Source organism: Achromobacter sp. Marseille-Q4954, from assembly GCF_943737025.1.
Lineage (GTDB): Bacteria > Pseudomonadota > Gammaproteobacteria > Burkholderiales > Burkholderiaceae_B > Achromobacter > Achromobacter bronchisepticus_A.
Genome location: NZ_CALSFQ010000003.1, coordinates 140,536 through 157,259 on the forward strand (window position 1 = coordinate 140,536; position 16,724 = coordinate 157,259).

Here is a 16,724-nt window from a genome sequence, read left to right on the forward strand (position 1 = left end):
CATGCAATGTCTGACGCAACGAGTATGAGCCGCGGCGATGAACTCCTCGCCCTCTGGCGCGAACGTCTGGAGTCCGCGCTGCGGGCCGTGGTGGGGCCCGTGGCGGGCTTCGCGCTGTTTGTGCTGGTGTGGCAGGTGGTGGCGATGCGGATACCGGAAATCCCCACGCCGGGCGTGACCTGGCGCGCCGCCGTGGAACTGTTTTCCGATCCGTTCTACGACAACGGCCCCAATGACAAGGGCATAGGCTGGAACCTGCTGGCATCGCTGCAGCGCGTGGCGCTCGGCTTCGGCCTGGCCGCGCTGGTCGGCATCCCCGCGGGTTTTGCCATCGGCCGCTATGCGGCGGTGCGGGCGATGTTCTCGCCCATCGTCAGCCTGCTGCGGCCGGTGTCGCCGCTGGCCTGGCTGCCGCTTGGACTGCTGCTGTTCAAGGCGGCCAACCCGGCCGCCATCTGGGCCATCTTCATCTGTTCGATCTGGCCGATGATCATCAACACCGCGGTCGGCGTGGCGCGCGTGCCGCAGGACTATCTGAACGTGGCGCGGGTGCTGAATCTGTCGGAATGGAAGGTGACCACCAAGGTGTTGCTGCCTGCCGTGCTGCCCTACATGCTGACCGGGGTGCGCCTGTCGATCGGCACTGCGTGGCTGGTGATCGTGGCCGCGGAGATGCTGACGGGCGGCACGGGCATCGGCTTCTGGCTTTGGGACGAGTGGAACAACCTGAAGGTGGAGCACATCGTCATCGCCATTTTCGTGATCGGCATCGTCGGGCTGCTGTTGGAAACTCTATTGGTTGCCCTGGCCCGCCGCTACACCTACACCGAGGAATAGCGCCATGAAGAAATACGTACGCATCGAGCGCGTGGGCCAGACGTTCAATACCCGCAAGGGCGCTTTCGTGGCGCTGCGCGACATAGACCTGACCGTGGAGCAGGGCGAGTTCATCACGCTGATCGGCCATTCCGGCTGCGGCAAATCGACCCTGCTCAATCTCATCGCCGGCCTGACCCGCCCCACCAGCGGCGTGCTGCTGTGCGCGGAGCGCGAGATCACCGGCCCCGGCCCGGACCGCGCCGTGGTGTTCCAGAACCATTCGCTGCTGCCCTGGCTGAGCTGCTTCCAGAACGTATATCTGGCGGTGGAGCGGGTGTTCGGCGCCAAGGAGAAGCGCCCGCAGTTGGTCGAGCGCACACGCGCGGCGCTGGACCTGGTGGGCCTGTTGCCGGCGCAGAACAAGCTGCCGCGCGAGATTTCCGGCGGCATGAAGCAGCGCGTGGGCATTGCGCGCGCCCTGGCGATCGAGCCGGGCGTGCTGCTGATGGACGAGCCCTTCGGCGCGCTCGACGCGCTGACCCGCGCGCACCTGCAGGACGAACTGCTGAAGATCGTCGCCAAGACGCGCACCACCACCGTCATGGTCACGCACGACGTCGATGAAGCCGTGCTGCTGTCCGACCGCATCGTGATGCTGACCAACGGTCCGGCCGCGACCATCGGCGAAATCCTGCCCGTGCCGTTGTCCCGTCCGCGCGACCGCGTGCGGCTGGCCAATGACGCGGCCTATCTGGCGTGCCGGGCCGCGGTGGTGGACTTCCTGCACCGCCGCCATGGCAACCCCGAGCGCTCGCAGGCGGCGCTCCAGGCCAACGCGGCGCTGGATGCCGACCCGCAGCCGCTGGCCGAGGCCGGGGCATCGCGCGCAGCCGCGTAGGGGCCGTCATGGAGGCGAAGCAGAAGCTGGTGGTGGTCGGCAACGGCATGGCGGGCATACGCACGCTGGAAGAACTGCTGAAGCTGACGCCCGATCTGTACGAGATCACGGTATTCGGCGCCGAGCCGCATCCGAACTACAACCGCATCCTGCTGTCGCCAGTGCTGAGCGGTGAACAGAGCTTGCGGGATATCGTGCTCAACGATGAGGACTGGTACCTCCGCCACGGCATCCGCCTGTTGTTGAACCGCAAAGTTGTGGGCGTCAACCGCGCCCGGCGCATCGTGCTGGCGGACGATGGGTCCGAGACGCCCTACGACCGGCTGCTGTTGGCCACCGGCTCGAAGCCGTTCATCCTGCCTGTGCCGGGCAGCGATCTGGACGGCGTCGTCGCCTTTCGCGATATCGGCGACGTGAACCAGATGATAGAGGCGTCCTCGCGCTACCGGCACGCGGTGGTGATAGGCGGTGGCCTGTTGGGCCTGGAGGCCGCCAACGGCCTGGCTGCGCGCGGCATGGATGTGGCCGTGGTGCATTTGGGGGCATCGCTGCTGGACCGGCAGCTGGACGGCGGCGCCGCGGCCATGCTGCGCCGCGGGCTGGAGGTGCGCGGCCTGAAGTTCCTGCTGGGGCGCCAGACCCGCGAGATCCTGGGAGGGGCCGACGGGCGGGTGCGCGCGCTGCGCTTCGCGGACGGGGAAGAGATTGCGGCTGACCTGGTGGTGATGGCGGTGGGCGTCAGGCCCGACACCGAACTGGCCGAGCGCTGCGGCCTGCATGTGAACCGCGGCGTGGTGGTCAGCGATACCTTGCAGACCTATGACCCGCGCATCTACGCGGTGGGCGAATGCGTCAGCCATCGCGGCACCGCCTACGGCCTGGTCGCGCCCCTGTACGAACAGGCGAAGGTGGCGGCCAACCATCTGGCGCTGCACGGCATCGGCCGCTACGAAGGCAGCGTGACGTCGACGCGGCTCAAGGTCACCGGCATCGATCTGTTTTCCGCTGGCGATTTTGCCGGCGGGCAGCAGACCGAGTCGATCACGCTGGCCGATACACCAGGCGGCGTCTACAAGAAATTGGTGATCCGCGACGACAAGCTGGTGGGCGCCTGCCTGTACGGCGACACGGCGGATAGCGCCTGGTATGTGCGCCTGATCCGCGAGGGCCGGCGCATCGGCGCATTGCGCGAGCGGCTCATGCACGGCGAAGGCGCCGCGGAGGAATAGGAAATGGATGCGCCCATGGCTCGCCTGATCGATAGCGTGGACGCGGCGCCGCAAGGCGTGCGCGAAGTGGCGTCGGTATGCTGCTATTGCGGCACCGGCTGCGGCGTGCGGGTGCAAACGCGCGATGGCGCGGTGCTCCGCGTGCGCGGCGACGAGCAGCATCCGGCCAACCATGGCAAGCTCTGCAGCAAGGGCCTGGCGCTGGCGGACACGGTGCGGCGCGACGGCGCGCGCGTGCTGTCGGCGCAATGGCGCGAGACGCGCGCCCACCCCCAGCGCGCCATCGCGCTGGACCAGGCGCTGGATATCGCGGCGGCCAAGCTGGCCGACACCATTGCGCGGCATGGCCCGGACGCCGTGGGCTTCTACCTGTCGGGGCAGTTGCTGACCGAGGATTACGCGGTCTTCAACAAGCTGGCCCGCGCGCTGGCCGGCACCAACAACATCGACACCAATTCGCGCCTGTGCATGTCCAGCGCGGTCTCGGGCTACAAGCGCACGCTGGGCGCGGACGCGCCGCCGGCCTGCTACGAGGACCTGGACCTGGCCGACACGGTGCTGATCGCCGGCTCCAACATGGCCTATGCGCATCCCGTGCTGTTCCGGCGGCTGGAGGCCGCGCGGGCGCGGCGTCCAGGCATGAAGGTCATTGTCGCGGATCCTCGGCGTACCGATACCGCGGCCTTCGCCGACCTGCACCTGCAATTGGCGCCGGGCACGGATGTGGCCATGTTCCACGCCATGCTCAATGTCATGGAGCAGGAGGGGCTGCTGGACCACGGCTACATCGAGCGGCATACGGAAGGCTTCGAGCCCCTGATGGCGCGCGCTCGGCGGTACACCCCGCAAGCCGCGCAGGAGATCTGCGGCGTGCCGGCGGAGGACATCGTCCAGGCGGCGCGCTGGTTCGGCGCGGCCGGCGCGGCGCTGTCGCTCTACACCATGGGCTTGAACCAGTCGGCCAGCGGCACCGACAAGAACGCCGCCCTGATACATCTGCATTTGGCGACCGGGCAGATCGGCAAGCCGGGCGCGGGGCCGTTTTCGCTGACGGGGCAGCCCAACGCGATGGGCGGGCGCGAGGCGGGCGGCATGGCCACGCTGCTGCCGGGCCATCGCGATCCCGCGTCGGCGGCCGACCGCGAGGCGGCCGCCGCGCTGTGGGGCGTGGACGCCTTGCCGCGGGCGCCGGGCGCCACCGCGCTGGATATGTTCGACGCGGCGCGCGAAGGTCGCATCAAGGTGCTGTGGATCGCGGCCACCAACCCGGCGCAGTCCCTGCCGGATCAGGCCCGGGTGCGCGCTGCGCTGGAGCGCGCCGAGTTTGTCATCGTGCAGGAGGCGTACGCGGGCACCGAAACCCTGGCCTACGCCGATCTGGTGCTGCCCGCTGCCACCTGGCCCGAGAAGTCCGGCACCGTGACCAACTCGGAGCGCCGCATCAGCCGGGTGCGGGCGGCGATCGATCCGCCCGGCGACGCGCAGCCGGATTGGCGGCTGGCGCAGGCGGTCGCGCTGCGCCTGGCTGCCCGCATGGCCCCGCACAAGGCGGCGCTGTTCGACTACCGGGATGAAAGCGAGGTCTTTGCCGAGCATGCCCGCACCACGGCGGGCCGGGACCTGGACTACAGCGGGCTGGATTATGCGGCGCTGCATGCGTACGGACCGCAGCAATGGCCGTACCGGCAAGGTCAGGGCACGGCGCGCCTGTATGCCGATGGCGTGTTTCCCACGGCCAGCGGACGCGCCCGTTTCTGCGACGTGGATTACCGTCCGGTCGTCGAAGCCGCTACGCCGGAATATCCGCTGCGGCTCACCACCGGCCGCCTGCGCGACCATTGGCACACCATGGCGCGCACGTCGCTGGCCCGCGTGCTGACGCAGCATGTCGAGGAACCCTGGGTGTCCATGCATCCCGAGGACATGCGCCGGCTCAAGCTGGACCCGGGCGCGCTGGCCAGGCTGGCGTCGCGCCGGGGTAGTGTGGTGCTACCCGTGCAGGCGGACGATACGCTGACGCCGGGACAGGTGTTCCTGCCCATGCATTGGGGCAGCGCCTACATGGCGGGGCTGGGAGTGAACGCGTTGACCAACCCGGCCGCCGATCCCATTTCGCGCCAGCCGGAACTCAAGCACAGCGCCGTGTCGGCCGTACCGGCAGGCCTGCCATGGCAGGCCGCGGGCTGGCTGCAGGGCGACAGCGCCATGTTGCGCGCGCGGCTGGCGCCCTGGCTGGGACGCTTCGATTACGCGGTGGTCCTGCCGGCGGGCGCGGGTGGCGTGCGGATGCGCCTGGCGGCCTGCGCCGCGCCGCCGGCAGAGGTCCTGGATGCGATGGCGGATGCGCTGGACCTGCACCTGCCCGACGTGGCTTTCGACGATCCCGCGCGCGGCCAGATGCGCAGGGTGAGGGTGGAGCAAGGCGCTTTGCGCGGCTTTTTGCTGACAGGTGATCTGCGGGCGCAGGATGCGCTGTTGTCCTGGGCCGGCGGCGGTGACGCGCCGGCCAGCGTGGCGGCGCTGCTGACCGGACGGATTGCGGGCGCGGTCCGCTCGCGCGCAGTCTGCGTCTGCAACGGCGTGAGCGAGGCCGCGATTCTTGCCGGTATCGCCCGGGGCTGCGATCTGGCGGCCTTGAAGACTGCGCTGGGCTGCGGCACTGGCTGCGGTTCCTGCGTGCCGGAGATCCAGGTCCTGATCGGCCGCGCCGCGCCCGCCGCCGCGCCGGCGTAGCCGCTGCCAGCGTGGTCGCGGCCGACACGTTCCGACACGCGCCGCGTCTCGCAACCGGTGTAGTATCAAGCCAGCCATGCGCCAGGCGCGGGCGGTTTTCATCCGGATTCATGGAGTGGCTTGTGACGATGCGAAAAATGGCATCCCTGATTTTTACGGCGGGCGCGCTGGGCGCGGCCGCCGCGGCGCAGGCCGGCGTGTGCGATGCGCAGTTCATGCATGACGGCGGCACGGTGCAACTGACGGGCACCGGCAATCTGGCGCTGGGCGCCGACCTGTCTTTCGCCGAAGTTACAAAAAGCAATGGCGACAACTGCCGCGCGCGCGTGCAGGGCGTGGCCACGTTCAGCTATGCGGGCCTGCCCCCGGGAAAGTCCAAGCTGGATTACCTGATGACGGTCAAGGGCGGCCAGGCCACCTTCCTGCGCTATGCCACCGCGGGCGAGGCGCCCAAGCCTTCCGAAGGCCAGTTCGACCTGCGCATGCTGGGTCTCTTCGCCTATGACGGCAAGCTCAGCGCCGGCCAGAAATTGCCTGGCTCGTCGTTCCGCTTGAAGATCGGCAAGGAAGCGCCCGTCGGCGGCCAGCCCAGCACCACGGTGCGCATCGGTGAGAAGACCGTGGGGCAGAAGGCTGCGGTGAATACCGCGCTGGGCTCGCAGTCTTGCCATCCGATCACCTACACCCGCAATTCCGATCCCACCATGGCCACGTTTCAGGGCCTGACGATCCCCATCCCGGGCATGAACACCACCGTGACGGACTGGTACTGTCCGGCGATCAATCTGGTGATGAAGCAGGACATCGATCAGGGCGGCGTCAAATCCGCCGTTGAGATTACGCAAATCAAGTAGCACACCGTAGCAAGCGCGCCGTGTCTCCCGCATGGCGGCTGGTATGATGGTTCCGTCATTGACACACAACAGGAGCTCAAATAATGGCCACGAGAAAATCCGAAGAAGTCGCAAAAGAAAAACTCATCGACAGTGTCAAGTCCAGCCTGAATGACGCCGAAAGCCTGCTGCGCGAAGCCGCCAGCAGCACCGGCGACAAGGCCAACGAATTGCGCGACCGCGCGCTGACGTCCTTGAAGCGCACGCGCGAAGCGCTGTACGAAGCGCAGGACGCCGTGCTGGAACGCGGCCGCAAGGCTGCCCGCGCGACCGACGACTACGTGCACGACAATCCCTGGCAAGCCATCGGCATCGCAGGCGTGACCGGCCTGCTGCTCGGCTTGCTGATCAGCCGCCGCTGATAGGGCAGGACATCCGGGCGGGCGGCGCGGGCGCAAGACCGCGCTTCCCGCCCGGCGTCCTTTTCAGCCATGGGTCTACGAAAATCTGTTTTCGGCGTTGCCTCCAGCGTGGTCGGGCTGTTGCGCACGCGCCTGGAACTGCTGGCGCTGGAAGCGGCGGATGAAAAAGCGCGCTTGCTCAAGCTTTTGGGCATGGCGTTTGCTGCGCTGCTGTTCCTGACGCTGGCGGTGCTGGTCTTCACCGTCACGGTCGCGGTGGCGTTCTGGCCCACTGAAGACCGCTACCTGGCCCTGGGCCTGTTGGCGGGCTTCTATGGCCTGGTCGGTGTGGCCTTGCTGGTTGCAGTGCGCCGCGGGCTGGTCTACGGCGCGCCGCCATTCGCCGCCACGCTCGAGGAACTCGGGCGCGACGCCGAATTGCTGGAGCGGGTGCGCGACGCGCAAGACGACGACGAAGCGCAGGCGCGCCGGCGCGAGGAGGGCTGAAACATGACGAAAAGGTCTCCCACCGTCGACCGCGCCGTGCGCATCGAGCTGCTGCGCGCCCGCGCCGCCATCGAACGCGAATCGCTGGCGCAGAGCATCGCGGCCACCGGACGCAAGCTGGAACCGGCCGCGCTCCTCAAGGGGCTCTTGCCCGGCCTGGCTTCGGGCGGCGCATCGCGCTGGGCCTTGCAGGCGATCAGCCTGGCGCGCCGCTATCCCATCGTCAGTTCATCGCTGTCCGCCATGATCATGCGCGGCGGCAAGCGCTCCAAGCTTTTGAAGATCGCCGGCGGCGCCTTTGTCGGCTGGCAACTGTTCAAAGCCTGGCAGAACTCGCGCCGCGATGATGATCCGTCAGATGACAGGCGCTGAAGCTATGGCGTTGCCCAACAAGAAGCCTGCCTTGAAAAAGGCAGGTTTTTTTATGCCTGGATTCAGCGCTACGCTGTGCTGTTCGAGCCAGGCCGGGCCTGGCACCATGCCCCACACATTGCAGTACCGCCCGCTATTGATCGACGCGCTCATCAGCGCTTCCTGATCCTGCCGCGATAACGCCGGTCCCGGTACGAGAGGCTGGGCAGGATTACAAGCCCAACTGCCCCCACATCTCATCCACGCGCTTCTTGACGTCCGCATCCATGGTGATGGGAGTGCCCCATTCCCGATTGGTTTCGCCGGGCCACTTGTTGGTGGCGTCCATGCCCATCTTGCCGCCCAGGCCGGAGACCGGCGAGGCGAAATCCAGATAGTCGATGGGCGTGTTTTCCACCAGCAAGGTGTCGCGCACCGGGTCCATGCGGGTGGTCATCGCCCACACCACTTCCTTCCAGTCGCGCGGATTGATGTCCTCGTCCACCACCACGATGAACTTGGTGTACATGAACTGGCGCAGGATGCTCCACAGGCCGAACATGACGCGCTTGGCGTGGCCGGCGTACTGCTTGCGGATCGACACCACCGCCAGGCGGTAGCTGCAGCCTTCCGGCGGCAGGTAGAAGTCCACGATCTCGGGCAGTTGGCGGCGCAGCAGCGGCACGAAGACTTCGTTGAGCGCCACGCCCAGCACGGCCGGTTCGTCGGGCGGTTTGCCAGTGTAGGTGGAGTGGTAGATGGGATTGCGCCGCATCGTGATCCGCTCCACCGTGAAGACGGGGAACCAGTCCTGCTCGTTGTAGTAGCCGGTGTGGTCGCCGTAGGGGCCTTCCAGCGCCATTTCGTAATCGGTGTTCGGCGGCGGGTTGACGCCTTCGGGCACGACGGGCGCGATGGCGCGCGGGTCGGAGGACGGCAGCAGATGGCCTTCCAGCACGATTTCGGCCCAGGCCGGCACGGATAGATCGCTGCCCAGCGCTTTCGCGACCTCGGTGCGGGAGCCGCGCAAGAGGCCGGCGAACTGGTATTCGGACAGGCTGTCGGGCACCGGCGTGACCGCGCCCAGCGTGGTGGCCGGGTCGGCGCCCAAGGCCACGGCGATGGGGAAGGGCGTGCCGGGATGCGCCAGGGCGTGGTCGCGGAAATCCAGCGCGCCGCCGCGGTGCGACAGCCAGCGCATGATCAGCTTGTTGGGGCCCAGCAATTGCTGCCGGTAGATGCCCAGGTTCTGGCGGCGGGCGTTGGGGCCGCGCGTGATCACCAGGCCCCAGGTCAGGAGCGGCGCCACGTCGCCGGGCCAGCAGGTCTGGATCGGCAGGCGGTTCAGGTCCACGTCCTTGCCTTCCCAGACGATTTCCTGGCAGGCGGGACTTTTGACGTTCTTGGGGCTCATGTCCCACAGCGCGGACTTCAGCATCGAGACCTTGGCCAGCGCGTCGCGCAGGCCTTTGGGCGCTTCGGGCTCGCGCAGCGAGGCGAGCAGTTCGCCGATGTCGCGCAGGGCGCTGACGTCGTCGGCGCCCATGCCGCGGGCCACGCGGGCCGGGGTGCCGAACAGGTTGGCCAGCACCGGCATCTGCGCCGGCTCGCCATTGTGCCGCGCGTTTTCGAACAGCAGGGCAGGCCCTTCCGCGCGCAGGACTCGGTCGGATATTTCAGTCATTTCCAGCCGGGTGGACACCGGCGCAGCGATGCGTCGGAGCTCGCCCATGCGTTCAAGTTGGGCGATGAAGTCTCTAAGGTCGCGGTATTTCACTACAGATCCCAGCTATTTGGTTACATATTGGGTAGACAGAGAGGTTAACATTGACTCCCTCTTTTTTAACGCAGGAGGTTTTATGCCCGATGCGTCAGTGGCCAGCCTGTTCCGAAGCCTGGCCCAAGGAGTGCACCAATATCTTGCCGAGTCCCTGCGCATTTGCTCCGTTTATCTGGGCATTGCGGTCATTGTGACGGTAAGCATGGGATTCGCCCTGCCTGGTTTGCGCGACCAGGCATTGCAAGTGCACAAAGCCTTGTTGACCGCCCTAGCGCCTTCATCCATGCAAACCGGCACCGAATCCGAAGCCGGTTCCGAACTGGGTTCCGACATGTCGTCGGCAATTGCCATGGCCGTTCCCAACGCCCCCGCCAGCAACGCCACCGGCATGCTGGGGCCAGCCCGCGTCGCCCCGCCGGCGCCCAAGCCTGTCGCCATGACCGCCACCGGTCCGCAGGCGGAAGCCTTGCGCAACTATATTTCGCGCAAGTACAAGGTCGCCTATGACGCCACCGGCCCGCTGCTGAACGTGGTGTACAAGGTCAGCCGCGAAAAGCAGCTGGATCCGTTGTTGGTGCTGGCCGTGATCGCCATCGAGTCCCGCTACAACCCGCTGGCCGAAAGCCACGTGGGCGCGCAGGGGCTGATGCAGGTGATGACCAGCGTGCACCAGGAAAAATTCGACGCGGTCGGCAAGACCGCGCTGGACCCGGCCGCAAATATCGGGGTCGGAGCCACGATCCTGCGCGATTGCATCAATCGCCGCGGTTCGATCGATGGCGGCCTGGCATGCTACGTCGGCGCCACGGGACCGGACGACAATGGCTACGGCGCCAAGGTGCAGGCGGAACGCCGCCGCCTGGCGTTGGCTTCCGGGATCGCGCTGGCGCGCGACTGATCGCCGTAATGGCCCGAATGCAAAGCGCGTCCCTTGGGACGCGCTTTGTTTTTTGGGGTGTTCAAGATCAGCCCTGCAGCAGCCGGCCGATGCGGGCGACCGCCTCTTCCAGGCGGTCCAGGCCGGTGGCATAGGAAAAGCGCATGGTGTGGCTGCCATGGGCCGGCCCGAAGTCCAGGCCCGGCACGGCGGCCACGCCGGCCTCCAGCAGCAGGCGCTGCGAGAACGCGGCGCTATCCATGCCCAGGTTGGCGATGTCGGCATAAATATAGAAGGCGCCGTCGGGCTTCACCGGCACCTGGATGCCCATGCGCTCGAATTCCGGCAGCAGGTAGTCGCGGCGCTGCTTGAAGGCCTCGCGGCGGTGCTCGAAGGTCTTCATCGCGCCCGGCTCGAAGCAGGCCAGCGCGGCGTGCTGCGCCAGCGTGGGCGCGCAGATCGCCAGGCTGGCGGCGATTTTCTCCACCGGCGCCACCATGTCCTCGGGCACGATCATCCAGCCCAGGCGCCAGCCCGTCATGTGGAAGTACTTCGAGAAGCTGTTGATGACGATGACGTCGTCGTCCAGCGTCAGGGCCGAGCGGGGCTGGCCTTCATAGGACAGCCCCAGGTAGATTTCGTCGACGATGGCGAAGCCGTCGCGGGCGCGGACCTGAGCCAGCAGCTCGGCCAGCTCGCCGTGGTCGATCGAGGTGCCGGTGGGGTTGCTGGGCGAGGCGACCAGCACGCCCTGGGTGGCGGGCGTCCAGTGGCTGGCCACGTCCTGCGCCGACAGCTGAAAGCGCTTGGCCGCCGTGCTCGGGATCAGGCGCGGCACACCGCCCGCCGCCAGCACGAAGTTGCTGTTGGCGGGGTAGGAGGGATCCGGCATCAGCACTTCGCCGCCCTGGTTGACCAGCGCCGCGCAGGCCAGCGTCAGGGCGCCGGAGGCGCCCGCGGTGACGATGACGCGGGCCGGATTGATCCGGGCGCCGAACTGTTCGTGGTAGAACCGGGCGATGGCCTCGCGCAGCGGCGTCAGGCCGGCCGAGGGGCTGTAGCCGCTGAGGCCGGCGCGGGCTGCGCGCTCCAGCGCTTCCACGACCTGGGGGGGCGCGGTAAAGTCCGGTTCGCCGATGCCCAGGCTGATAATGTCCTTGCCAGCCGCCTGCAGCGCTTGCGCCTGCTTGAATAGTTCCATTACCTGGAAGGTCAGGAAGTCGTTGGTGCGATGGGCAAGGCGGGGCATCGGATTCTCGAAGGCGTTTGTAGCGAAAAAGGAATTGTAGTCATGCAGCCATCCCGGCGCGCTTTCCTCATGGGCCGTCGTCCGGTCCGCAGCCCGTGGTCGGCCTTCATCGAGCGGCTGGGCCTGCTCTGCCAGGGTTCCGTTCGAGATCTGGGCGAGGCGGGAGAGGGCGGCCCGCGGGGCCTGCTGACGCCGGCGCGCGACGCGGATGTGGCGCACGCGCGCACGCTGTGTGCCGAATATCGCGTGACGCTGGCGCTGCACGGGGCTGAAGGACCTTTCGAGACCGCTCATGGACCAGTCCTCAGGGTGGACCCATCCGCCCTGACCGGCCTGGTGCGCCTGTCCGGCGATAGCGGGCGCTGGCGCGCGCAGCCGGGCACGCCGGTAGCGGCGCTGGCTCAGGCAGGGCTGCGGCAGTTCGCCGGCCTGCCCGGGAACATGACGCTGGCCGAGTGGCTGGCGGCCAAGGCCAACTGGCCCGCCGGGCGCTGCGCCGACTCCGGCGTGCTGGCGCTGGAGGTGATGCTGGCCGACGGCATAGAGGAAACGCTGGGGCCGTTCGGCGAGTCGGACGTCCAGCCGCTGCGTTCCGCCACCGTGCAGCGTCTGGTGCCGGCGCTGTTCCAGCTGGCCTCGGGCGGCGATGCCTTCGCCACCCGGGACGGCGAGCGCTGGCTGGGCCGCTACCGGCTGGACGCGCTCAAGCCCGACGCGCCCGCCACCGTCAACCTGGCGCATCTGCTGCTGGGGCATGGCGGCACGCTGGCCTGGGTGCAGTCGGTGACGCTGGCCGACGCCGCGCCGGCGCCGCAGCCGCAGCCGCAGGCGGAGCGGGAGGAGCCGCCTGGTCTGGCCACCACCCGGTTGGACTCCCGGGTGAAGGCTCTGTTCGACCCGGATGGACGGTTCCCCTTATTCCACATCGCGGAATAGCGACAATTTGTAAGCTGACGCTAACATGGGACGCGTCTGCTTATCCAACGGGCAGGCGGGCATTGCCGAGGTATCGCGGCGTCCGTCATCGGAATAGAATTCCCCCCTTTCGTGTCACACACTCTAGCCAGTAGCCGCCACTATGGATGCCAATCTCCGCAAAGCCGCCCTTGAATACCATGAGCTTGGACGCCCCGGCAAAATCTCGGTCACGCCGACCAAGCAGCTCACCAACCAGCGCGACCTGGCCCTGGCGTACTCGCCCGGCGTGGCGGCGGCCTGCGAAGAAATCGTGGCCGATCCGGCCAATGTGTACCGCTACACGGCGCGCGGCAACCTGGTGGGCGTGATCACCAACGGCACCGCGGTGCTGGGCCTGGGCAATATCGGCGCATTGGCCTCCAAGCCGGTGATGGAAGGCAAGGCGGTGCTGTTCAAGAAGTTTGCCGGCCTGGACGTTTTCGACATCGAGATCAACGAGACCGACCCGGACAAGCTGGTCGAGATCATCGCCGGCCTGGAAGCCACCTTCGGCGGCATCAACCTCGAAGACATCAAGGCTCCGGAGTGCTTCACGGTCGAACGCAAGCTGCGCGAGCGCATGAAGATTCCGGTCTTCCACGACGACCAGCACGGCACCGCGATCTGTGTGTCCGCCGCCTTCATCAACGGCCTGAAGGTCGTGGGCAAGGACATCAAGCAGGTCAAGGTGGTGACTTCGGGCGCAGGCGCCGCCGCGCTGGCCTGCCTGGACCTGATGGTGGACCTGGGCCTGCCGCTGGAAAACGTCTGGGTCACCGACATCGAAGGCGTGGTCTACGAAGGCCGCACCGTGCTGATGGACCCGGACAAGGCGCGCTTCGCGCAGAAGACCGACGCCCGCAAGCTGGCCGAAGTGATCCAGGACGCCGACGTGTTCCTGGGCCTGTCGGCCGGCGGCGTGCTCAAGCCGGAAATGGTCGCGGCCATGGGTCCGCGCCCGCTGATCCTGGCGCTGGCCAACCCCACGCCCGAGATCCTGCCGGAAGTGGCGCAGTCGGTGCGCGACGACGTGGTCATGGCGACCGGCCGTTCGGACTACCCGAACCAGGTCAACAACGTGCTGTGCTTCCCCTACATCTTCCGCGGCGCGCTGGACGTGGGCGCCACCACCATCACCCGCGAGATGGAAAAGGCGGCGGTGTATGCCATTGCCGAGCTGGCCGAGGAAGAGCAGAACGAAGTGGTGGCCGCAGCCTACGGCACCTTTGATATTTCGTTCGGCCCCGAATACCTGATCCCCAAGCCCTTCGATCCGCGCCTGATCGTGCGCATCGCCCCGGCGGTGGCCAAGGCCGCAATGGAAGGCGGCGTGGCCACGCGCCCGCTGGCGGACCTGGAAGCCTACGAAGAACAGCTGCAGCAGTTCGTGTACCACTCGGGTGCCTTCATGAAGCCGCTGTTCTCGGCGTCCAAGCGCATCGTGCGCGAAGGCGGTCCGGCCCGCATCGTATTCGCCGAAGGCGAGGACGAGCGCGTGCTGCGCGCGGTGCAGGTGATCGTCGATGAAGGCCTGGCCCGTCCCATCCTGGTGGGCCGTCCGTCGGTGCTGCTGACCCGTATCGAAAAACTGGGCCTGCGGCTGCGCCTCGGGGAAGACGTCGAAGTCACCAATCCCGAATATGACGAGCGCTTCCACCAGTACTGGACCACGTACTGGGAACTGATGTGCCGCCGCGGCATCACCAAGGAAATGGCGCGCGTGGAAATGCGCCGCCGCATGACCTTGATCGGCGCGATGATGGTGCGCCTGGGCGACGCCGACGGCATGGTCTGCGGTTCGGTGGGCGCGTATCACGACCACCTGCGCTTCGTGGACGAGGTCATCGGCCGCCGTCCTGGCCACAACGTGTACGCCGCCATGAACATCCTGCTGCTCAACGAGCGCACGGTGGTGCTGGTGGACACGCACGTCAACGATGAGCCCTCGGCCGAGCAGATCGCCGAATTCACCATCGCCGCCGCCAACGAGATGCGCCGCATGTATCTGGCGCCCAAGGTCGCGCTGCTGTCGCGGTCTAACTTCGGCTCGGGCAGTTCGGCCTCGGGCGCGAAGATGCGCCGCGCGCTGGAACTGGTGCGCGAGGCCGCGCCGGAACTTGAGATCGATGGTGAAATGCACGGCGACTGCGCGCTGGACGAGGCGCTGCGCATGCGCATCCTGCCGTCCTCCACGCTCAAGGGCCAGGCCAATCTGCTGGTGTGCCCGAACGTGGACTCGGGCAACATCGCCTACAACCTGTTGAAGACCGCCGCCGGCAGCAACGTCGCGGTGGGTCCGTTCCTGCTGGGCGCCAACGCACCGGTGCACATCCTGACCTCCAGCTCCACCGTGCGCCGCATCGTCAACATGACCGCGATGACGGTGGTCGATGTCAATACACCGCGTTGACGTGACGCCACCCGGTCCGGCGTGCCCGCGCACGCCGACCGGCCTGGTCCTGACGGGTGGCGGCGCCCGCGCCGCCTATCAGGTGGGCGTGCTCAGCGCCATCATGGAATTGCTGGATCCTGACTGGCATTCGCGTTTCCAGAATCCCTTTCACATCATCTGCGGCACGTCCGCCGGCGCCATCAACGCCGCCGCGCTGGCCTGCCGCGCCGACCGGCCCCATCTGGGCGTGCGCCGCATCCGCCGGCTGTGGTCTTCACTGAATACCGACATGATCTACCGGGCCGACGCGCCCGGCCTGATCCGCACCGGCGTGCGCTGGCTGGGGCTGCTGTCGCTGGGGTGGATGTATTCGGGCCTGACGCGCAAGCGGCCCCATTCGCTGCTGGACAACAGCCCCATGCAGGCTCTGCTGGAGCGGGTGCTGGACTTCCAGCATCTGCGCACCAACCTGGAAACCGGCGCGCTGTCGGCGCTGGCGATCACGGCCTCGGGCTATACCAGCGGCGAGCACTTGACCTTCTACCAGGCGCACACGCCCATCGAGCCCTGGCACCGCTATCTGCGCCTGGCGCTGCCCACGCCCATCGGCATCGACCACCTGATGGCTTCGTCCGCCATTCCGTTCGTCTTTCCGGCCCGGCAGGTGCAGGTGCATGGCAAGGGGGAGTGGTGCGGCGATGGCTCGATGCGCCAGCTTGCGCCCATCAGTCCTGCCATCCACCTGGGCGCGCATCGCGTGCTGGTGATCGGCACGGGTTTCCGCGACGAAACCCACCCGGAAAACCGCGAGGATTCGCCGCCTTACCCCTCGCTGGCCCAGGTCGGCGGACATGCGCTGGCCAGCATCTTCCTGGACGGCCTGTCGGCGGACGTCGAGCGCCTGGAGCGCATCAACTTCCTGATGGATCAGTCCGGCCCGGAAGGGGCGCAGCACGGGCATGCGCGCCGCATCGAGGTCCTGACGATCACGCCCAGCCAGTCGCTGGACGTCATGGCGCTGGAACATTTGCAGGATATGCCGACCCAGGCCCGTGCTCTTTTCCGCGTACTCGGTGTATCGTCCGATCCAGACCGTCCCGGCGGCGGTTCGCTGATGTCCTACCTCTTATTTGAATCCAGCTACACCAAGCGATTGATTGAACTGGGTTATGCCGATACGATGCAGCGTAACGACGAAGTGATCGCCTTTTTCAAGGGGGCTCAGGCATGACGCGCAATGGCCAATCTACTCTGCAGCGGCAGCTGATGCGCGGCGGTGCGCTGGCCCATGACGGGCTGGACAAGAAGGCCGTGGTGGACGCCGCCCATGAGCTTGGCCTGGCCCTGTTCGTCGCCAATTGCGATCCTGCCCGCAGCCGTTCCGCCGTGCTGCGCGCCATCGTCAAGGCAGTGGATTTCCCCGAATACTTCGGCGGCAACCTCGACGCCCTCTACGACTGCCTGTGCGATACCGTGCTGGACCACAAGACCGGCGTGGTGCTGTGGCTGTACAAGCTGCATTCGGGCGACCCGGCGCTGGAAGAAGACTCGGGCCGCATTGAAACCGTCTGCTCCGACGCGGCCGATTTCGCCCGCGAAAACGGCCGCGTTTTTGCGTATGTCATCGAACACGCCGGACGCCATCCGGACCCCGAGCCCGGGGTGGCGGCAGCGCCCTACGGCGAAGACCACTGATCC

At 67.3% G+C, this 16,724-nt stretch carries 15 protein-coding genes and 1 pseudogene; 13 read left to right on the forward strand and 3 right to left on the reverse strand.

The window, feature by feature from the left end; all coding sequences use genetic code 11:
* Positions 1–6: 6 nt before the first annotated feature.
* From ntrB to NGK62_RS26245, 8 genes and pseudogenes are all read left to right on the forward strand, one after another.
* Positions 7–837 (forward strand): nitrate ABC transporter permease, encoded by an 831-nt coding sequence (gene ntrB, locus NGK62_RS26210; protein ID WP_059380223.1) that lies wholly within the window; start codon positions 7–9, stop codon positions 835–837.
* Positions 838–841: 4 nt separating this feature from the next.
* Entirely contained in the window at positions 842–1,717 is an 876-nt protein-coding gene (locus NGK62_RS26215) for an ABC transporter ATP-binding protein (protein WP_118933870.1), read from the forward strand.
* An 8-nt stretch (positions 1,718–1,725) separates the two neighbouring features.
* A pseudogene (locus NGK62_RS26220) lies at positions 1,726–2,928 on the forward strand (NAD(P)/FAD-dependent oxidoreductase); the annotation flags it as partial.
* A 21-nt stretch (positions 2,929–2,949) separates the two neighbouring features.
* Positions 2,950–5,679: a nitrate reductase gene (locus tag NGK62_RS26225; RefSeq protein ID WP_251881095.1), complete on the forward strand. Its 2,730-nt coding sequence runs from the start codon at positions 2,950–2,952 to the stop codon at positions 5,677–5,679.
* A gap of 128 nt (positions 5,680–5,807) precedes the next feature.
* Positions 5,808–6,533: a hypothetical protein gene (locus NGK62_RS26230; protein WP_373429137.1), complete on the forward strand. Its 726-nt coding sequence runs from the start codon at positions 5,808–5,810 to the stop codon at positions 6,531–6,533.
* An 83-nt stretch (positions 6,534–6,616) separates the two neighbouring features.
* Positions 6,617–6,934, forward strand: a complete 318-nt coding sequence (locus tag NGK62_RS26235) for an ElaB/YgaM/YqjD family protein (RefSeq protein ID WP_013395739.1) — start codon at positions 6,617–6,619, stop codon at positions 6,932–6,934.
* 69 nt (positions 6,935–7,003) lie between these two features.
* Entirely contained in the window at positions 7,004–7,420 is a 417-nt protein-coding gene (locus NGK62_RS26240; RefSeq protein ID WP_059380220.1) for a phage holin family protein, read from the forward strand.
* 3 nt (positions 7,421–7,423) lie between these two features.
* Positions 7,424–7,792 (forward strand): hypothetical protein, encoded by a 369-nt coding sequence (locus tag NGK62_RS26245; protein WP_118933872.1) that lies wholly within the window; start codon positions 7,424–7,426, stop codon positions 7,790–7,792.
* Here NGK62_RS26245 and NGK62_RS26250 read toward each other — a convergent pair.
* Together NGK62_RS26250 and ubiD are read right to left on the reverse strand one after the other, a co-directional pair.
* Entirely contained in the window at positions 7,775–7,945 is a 171-nt protein-coding gene (locus NGK62_RS26250; RefSeq protein ID WP_165867921.1) for a hypothetical protein, read from the reverse strand. The genes NGK62_RS26245 and NGK62_RS26250 overlap by 18 nt on opposite strands.
* Positions 7,946–8,003: 58 nt before the next feature.
* Positions 8,004–9,548, reverse strand: a complete 1,545-nt coding sequence (gene ubiD / locus NGK62_RS26255) for a 4-hydroxy-3-polyprenylbenzoate decarboxylase (protein WP_118933873.1) — start codon at positions 9,546–9,548, stop codon at positions 8,004–8,006.
* 82 nt (positions 9,549–9,630) lie between these two features.
* Between ubiD and NGK62_RS26260 the strand changes: the two genes are divergently transcribed.
* Positions 9,631–10,449, forward strand: a complete 819-nt coding sequence (locus tag NGK62_RS26260) for a lytic transglycosylase domain-containing protein (protein ID WP_059380216.1) — start codon at positions 9,631–9,633, stop codon at positions 10,447–10,449.
* Positions 10,450–10,516: 67 nt separating this feature from the next.
* On the opposite strand, the gene NGK62_RS26265 is transcribed toward NGK62_RS26260, so the two are convergent.
* Positions 10,517–11,677: a pyridoxal phosphate-dependent aminotransferase gene (locus NGK62_RS26265; protein ID WP_118933874.1), complete on the reverse strand. Its 1,161-nt coding sequence runs from the start codon at positions 11,675–11,677 to the stop codon at positions 10,517–10,519.
* Positions 11,678–11,719: 42 nt separating this feature from the next.
* Between NGK62_RS26265 and NGK62_RS26270 the strand changes: the two genes are divergently transcribed.
* The 4 genes from NGK62_RS26270 to NGK62_RS26285 all read left to right on the forward strand — a co-directional run bounded on the left by NGK62_RS26270 (position 11,720) and on the right by NGK62_RS26285 (position 16,721).
* Positions 11,720–12,613, forward strand: a complete 894-nt coding sequence (locus NGK62_RS26270; protein WP_118933875.1) for an FAD-binding oxidoreductase — start codon at positions 11,720–11,722, stop codon at positions 12,611–12,613.
* Between the two features lie 142 nt (positions 12,614–12,755).
* Positions 12,756–15,044 carry an NADP-dependent malic enzyme gene (locus tag NGK62_RS26275; protein ID WP_251881097.1) on the forward strand — a complete coding sequence of 763 codons (2,289 nt, stop codon included), beginning with the start codon at positions 12,756–12,758 and terminating at the stop codon, positions 15,042–15,044.
* On the forward strand, positions 15,025–16,257 hold the full coding sequence (locus tag NGK62_RS26280; RefSeq protein WP_223283379.1) for a patatin-like phospholipase family protein: 1,233 nt from the start codon (positions 15,025–15,027) through the stop codon (positions 16,255–16,257). Before NGK62_RS26275 ends, NGK62_RS26280 begins: the two co-directional genes overlap by 20 nt.
* Positions 16,254–16,721: a barstar family protein gene (locus NGK62_RS26285; protein WP_059379497.1), complete on the forward strand. Its 468-nt coding sequence runs from the start codon at positions 16,254–16,256 to the stop codon at positions 16,719–16,721. The genes NGK62_RS26280 and NGK62_RS26285 overlap by 4 nt, the downstream gene beginning before the upstream one ends.
* Positions 16,722–16,724 lie beyond the last annotated feature (3 nt).

What these genes read in the sequence shown, in the direction of transcription:
- ntrB (WP_059380223.1), top strand. Translation starts at nt 7, where the DNA reads ATGTCTGACGCAACGAGTATGAGCCGCGGCGATGAACTCCTCGCCCTC.
- NGK62_RS26215 (WP_118933870.1), top strand. Translation starts at nt 842, where the DNA reads ATGAAGAAATACGTACGCATCGAGCGCGTGGGCCAGACGTTCAATACC.
- NGK62_RS26225 (WP_251881095.1), top strand. Translation starts at nt 2,950, where the DNA reads ATGGATGCGCCCATGGCTCGCCTGATCGATAGCGTGGACGCGGCGCCG.
- NGK62_RS26230 (WP_373429137.1), top strand. Translation starts at nt 5,808, where the DNA reads ATGCGAAAAATGGCATCCCTGATTTTTACGGCGGGCGCGCTGGGCGCG.
- NGK62_RS26235 (WP_013395739.1), top strand. Translation starts at nt 6,617, where the DNA reads ATGGCCACGAGAAAATCCGAAGAAGTCGCAAAAGAAAAACTCATCGAC.
- NGK62_RS26240 (WP_059380220.1), top strand. Translation starts at nt 7,004, where the DNA reads ATGGGTCTACGAAAATCTGTTTTCGGCGTTGCCTCCAGCGTGGTCGGG.
- NGK62_RS26245 (WP_118933872.1), top strand. Translation starts at nt 7,424, where the DNA reads ATGACGAAAAGGTCTCCCACCGTCGACCGCGCCGTGCGCATCGAGCTG.
- NGK62_RS26250 (WP_165867921.1), bottom strand. Translation starts at nt 7,945, where the DNA reads ATGAGCGCGTCGATCAATAGCGGGCGGTACTGCAATGTGTGGGGCATG.
- NGK62_RS26260 (WP_059380216.1), top strand. Translation starts at nt 9,631, where the DNA reads ATGCCCGATGCGTCAGTGGCCAGCCTGTTCCGAAGCCTGGCCCAAGGA.
- NGK62_RS26265 (WP_118933874.1), bottom strand. Translation starts at nt 11,677, where the DNA reads ATGCCCCGCCTTGCCCATCGCACCAACGACTTCCTGACCTTCCAGGTA.
- NGK62_RS26270 (WP_118933875.1), top strand. Translation starts at nt 11,720, where the DNA reads ATGCAGCCATCCCGGCGCGCTTTCCTCATGGGCCGTCGTCCGGTCCGC.
- NGK62_RS26275 (WP_251881097.1), top strand. Translation starts at nt 12,756, where the DNA reads ATGGATGCCAATCTCCGCAAAGCCGCCCTTGAATACCATGAGCTTGGA.
- NGK62_RS26280 (WP_223283379.1), top strand. Translation starts at nt 15,025, where the DNA reads ATGTCAATACACCGCGTTGACGTGACGCCACCCGGTCCGGCGTGCCCG.
- NGK62_RS26285 (WP_059379497.1), top strand. Translation starts at nt 16,254, where the DNA reads ATGACGCGCAATGGCCAATCTACTCTGCAGCGGCAGCTGATGCGCGGC.